The organism is Kitasatospora sp. MBT63 (assembly GCF_000710465.2).
Taxonomy (GTDB): Bacteria; Actinomycetota; Actinomycetes; order Streptomycetales; family Streptomycetaceae; genus Kitasatospora.
In genome coordinates this window covers 1-3,353 of the sequence record NZ_JAIZ01000597.1, presented here as the reverse complement: position 1 = coordinate 3,353, position 3,353 = coordinate 1, and the positions used below count along the sequence as shown (strand labels likewise).

The following is a 3,353-nucleotide window of genomic DNA, read 5'->3' as shown; positions in this document are numbered from 1 at the left end:
GGGGGCGCGGCACGGCTGGGGATCCTCGTGCCGGGGCGGTCGACGCCTCGTCAACAGGCAGGTCGACGGCTACGGGTCGACGGCTACGGATGGGCGGCGCCGGTCGGTCGGCCGGGGTCCGGTGTGCCCCTACTGGCGGGAGCGGTCGCCGCAGTCGGGCCCGCGCCAGCAGTCGCCCCAGGACGTGTTGAGGATGCTGCCGACGCTGTGCGGCTGTGCGGGGTCGGGCTGCTGTTCCCGGACGTCCGCCGAGGTACGCGGCGCCGGCGCGGCGGTGGCGGCGGTGGCGGAGGGGGCCGCCAGGGCGGACAGGGCGATCAGGGTCGTGACGGCGCCGGCGGCGGTGCTCAGGAGACGGTTCAAAGCAGGATCCCTCAGATCAAAAGTCGTGGTGCGGGCGCGAACGGCGAGGCTGACGAAAAGGGCGCGTTCGCTGCCGATGTCTGGATTGTTTCCCGTGCACGATCAACCGACCAGGCACGACGCCCGTCATTAAAGTGTCAGGGCACCAACAAGACAGGGGGAGGAAATGAGCGAAACAGACATGACGGACAATCATGGCGTGCTGCGCCGGGAAGGGGGCGGCCCCCTGCCCCCGCACACCGCCCTGGCGGACCTCGCCGCCGAGTTCGAGGCCCGCATCGCCGCCGAGACCGCCGCCCACCAGCAGCGCCTGGCGGCCCTGCACGAGGACATCCAGCGCGCCACCCTGCTCACCCGCCCCGGCGCGCCCGGCGCCGACGCGGACGCCGTGACCCTGCTGCCCGACAGTGCGGCGGTCCACGAGCTGCTGGAACAGGAGGCCGCCCGCTGCCGCCACGAGGTCATCGCCTGCCAGCCCGGCGACGTCTCCCGCAACCCCGCCAACCTCGAACCGGCCCTGGCCCGCGACCGCGCCCTGCTCGAACGCGGCATCAGGATGCGTACGCTCCAGCAGCACTCGGTCCGCTTCCACGGCCCCACCCAGGTCTACGTCGCCGCCGCCACCGCCCTCGGCGGCGAGTACCGGACCGCCCACGAACTCTTCGGCCGTCTCATCGTCTTCGACGACACCGTGGCGTTCCTGCCCACCGACACCACCAGCTGGGGTGCCCTGGCCGTCCGGGAACCGCACCTCATCGCCTACCTGCGCGGCATCTTCGAACAGGCCTGGACCCATGCCAGCGTCTACGTCGACCCCACCGCGCTCGGCGCCGAGGCCCTCGGGCAGGCCGCCCGCGACATCGACGCCACCCTGCTGAGGCTGCTCGCCGCCGGCCTCAAGGACGAGACGATCGCCCGCCGCCTAGGGATGTCCCTGCGCACCGTCCGCCGCCGGGTCGCCGACATCCTCGAACGCCTCGGCGCCGGGAGCCGCTTCCAGGCCGCCGTCATCGCCACCCGCACCGGCCTCCTCGACACCCCGGAGGACGAGCTCCATCCCGCCTGACGCTCAGTCATGAGTGTTACGGGGGCGGGTGTCCACGACGTGCGTCCCCCCGCCGGGGCCGGCGGGGGGGCGCGGGGTGCGGGCCCGGCTACTTCGGGTCGCGGTTGAAGGTGGAGGTGGACCAGCGGTAGCCGAGGGCGGTGAGGGCCAGGCACCAGCCGACGGCGAGCCAGCCGTTGTGCCCGATGCCGGTGCCGAGCAGCAGACCGCGCAGGGTCTCGATGGCGGGGGTGAAGGGCTGGTACTCGGCGACCGGCTGGAACCAGCCGGGCATCGAGTGGACCGGGACGAAGGCGCTGGACAGCAGGGGGAGCAGGATCATCGGCAGCGCGTTGTTGCTGGCCGCCTCGGCGTTCGGGCTGATCAGCCCCATGCCGACGGCGATCCAGGTGAACGCCAGGGCGAACAGGGCCAGCAGGCCGAACGCTGCCAGCCACTCCAGGGCCGTGGCGTGCACCGAGCGGAAGCCGATGGCCACCGCGACCGCGCCGACCAGGACCACGCTCGCGACCGACTGCAGCACGCTGCCGGCGACGTGCCCGACGAGCACCGAGGGGCGGTGGATCGCCATGGTGCGGAAGCGGGCGATGATGCCCTCGGTCATGTCGTTGGAGACGGAGACCGCGGTGCCGACCACGGTGCTGCCGATGGTCATCAGCAGCAGGCCCGGCACGATGTAGGCGATGTACGAGGAGCGGTCCGCCGGCCCGCCGCCGAGGCCCGCGCTCATGGTGTCGCCGAAGATGTAGACGAAGAGCAGCAGCAGCATGATCGGGGTGAGCAGCAGGTTCAGGGTGAGCGACGGGTAGCGCCGGGCGTGCAGGAGGTTGCGCCGCAGCATGGTGGACGAGTCGCGGACGGCGAGGGCGAGCTGGCTCATCGGGCGTTCTCCTCGGACTGGTGGGGGATGTCGGTGGTGCCGGTGAGGGCGAAGAACACGTCGTCGAGGTCGGGGGTGTGGACGGTCAGCTCGTCGGCCTCGACGGCGGCGCCGTCCAGCCGGTCGAGCACGGTGCGCAGTTGGCGCTGGCTGCCGTCGCTGGGCAGCTGCAGGGCCAGCGCCTCGTCGTCACGGGTGGCGTCGGGCAGCGCGGCGGCGGCGGTGCGGTAGGCGGCCGGGTCGGTGAAGCGCAGACGGACGTGCCCGCCGGGGACCAGCCGCTTGAGCTCGTCCGGGGTGCCTTCGGCGGCGATCCTCCCGTTGTGGAGGACGGCGACGCGGTCGGCGAGCTGGTCGGCCTCCTCCAGGTACTGGGTGGTGAGCAGGACGGTCGCGCCGTCGGCGACGAGACCGCGGATGATCTGCCACATGGTGTGGCGGGAGCGCGGGTCGAGGCCGGTGGTGGGTTCGTCGAGGAAGATGATCCGCGGGCTGCCGACCAGGGTCATGGCGATGTCCAGGCGGCGCTTCATGCCGCCCGAGTAGGTGGAGGCGGGCTTCTTCGCCGCGGCCGTCAGGTCGAACTGCTCCAGCAGGGCGGCGGCGACCCGGCGGCCCTCGCCGCGCGGGAGGTGGTGCAGGTCCGCCATCAGGAGCATGTTCTCCTCGCCGGTGATCAGGCCGTCGACGGCGGAGAACTGACCGGTGACGCCGATCGCGGCGCGGACCGACTGCGGATCGGCGGCGATGTCGTGGCCCGCGACCCGGGCCTGCCCGCCGTCGGCGCCGATCAGGGTGGAGAGGATCTTGACGGCGGTGGTCTTGCCGGCGCCGTTCGGCCCGAGCAGGGCGAACACGGTCCCGGCCGGGATGGACAGGTCGACTCCGTCGAGCACGGTCTTGTCGCCGTAGGACTTGCGCAGACCGACCGCGGAGACGGCGGCGGGCGACTGCGGGCCGGCGCTCCTGCTGGACGTGGGCATGACAGAAGTGGGCATGTGCCTCTCCGTTCGAGGGCTGAGGTGGCTGGCGGGGTGAGGGGGG

General features: G+C 72.6%; 4 protein-coding genes. 1 reads left to right on the top strand and 3 read right to left on the bottom strand.

From position 1 onward, the window contains the following. Window positions 1-129: 129 nt before the first annotated feature. Window positions 130-363, bottom strand: coding sequence for a hypothetical protein (locus AA75_RS31490; protein WP_033823737.1), 234 nt, complete (start codon window positions 361-363; stop codon window positions 130-132). Between the two features lie 181 nt (window positions 364-544). Here AA75_RS31490 and AA75_RS31485 point away from each other — a divergent pair, with 181 nt between their 5' ends. Then, on the top strand, window positions 545-1,429 hold the full coding sequence (locus tag AA75_RS31485; protein ID WP_149038489.1) for a helix-turn-helix transcriptional regulator: 885 nt from the start codon (window positions 545-547) through the stop codon (window positions 1,427-1,429). An 88-nt stretch (window positions 1,430-1,517) separates the two neighbouring features. Here AA75_RS31485 and AA75_RS31480 read toward each other — a convergent pair whose 3' ends face one another. Then, window positions 1,518-2,309, bottom strand: coding sequence for an ABC transporter permease (locus tag AA75_RS31480; RefSeq protein ID WP_033823736.1), 792 nt, complete (start codon window positions 2,307-2,309; stop codon window positions 1,518-1,520). After that, window positions 2,306-3,292: a daunorubicin resistance protein DrrA family ABC transporter ATP-binding protein gene (locus AA75_RS31475; protein ID WP_033823735.1), complete on the bottom strand. Its 987-nt coding sequence runs from the start codon at window positions 3,290-3,292 to the stop codon at window positions 2,306-2,308. Before AA75_RS31475 ends, AA75_RS31480 begins: the two co-directional genes overlap by 4 nt. Window positions 3,293-3,353 lie beyond the last annotated feature (61 nt).

What these genes read in the sequence shown, in the direction of transcription:
- AA75_RS31485 (WP_149038489.1), top strand. Translation starts at nt 545, where the DNA reads ATGACGGACAATCATGGCGTGCTGCGCCGGGAAGGGGGCGGCCCCCTG.
- AA75_RS31475 (WP_033823735.1), bottom strand. Translation starts at nt 3,292, where the DNA reads ATGCCCACGTCCAGCAGGAGCGCCGGCCCGCAGTCGCCCGCCGCCGTC.
- AA75_RS31480 (WP_033823736.1), bottom strand. Translation starts at nt 2,309, where the DNA reads ATGAGCCAGCTCGCCCTCGCCGTCCGCGACTCGTCCACCATGCTGCGG.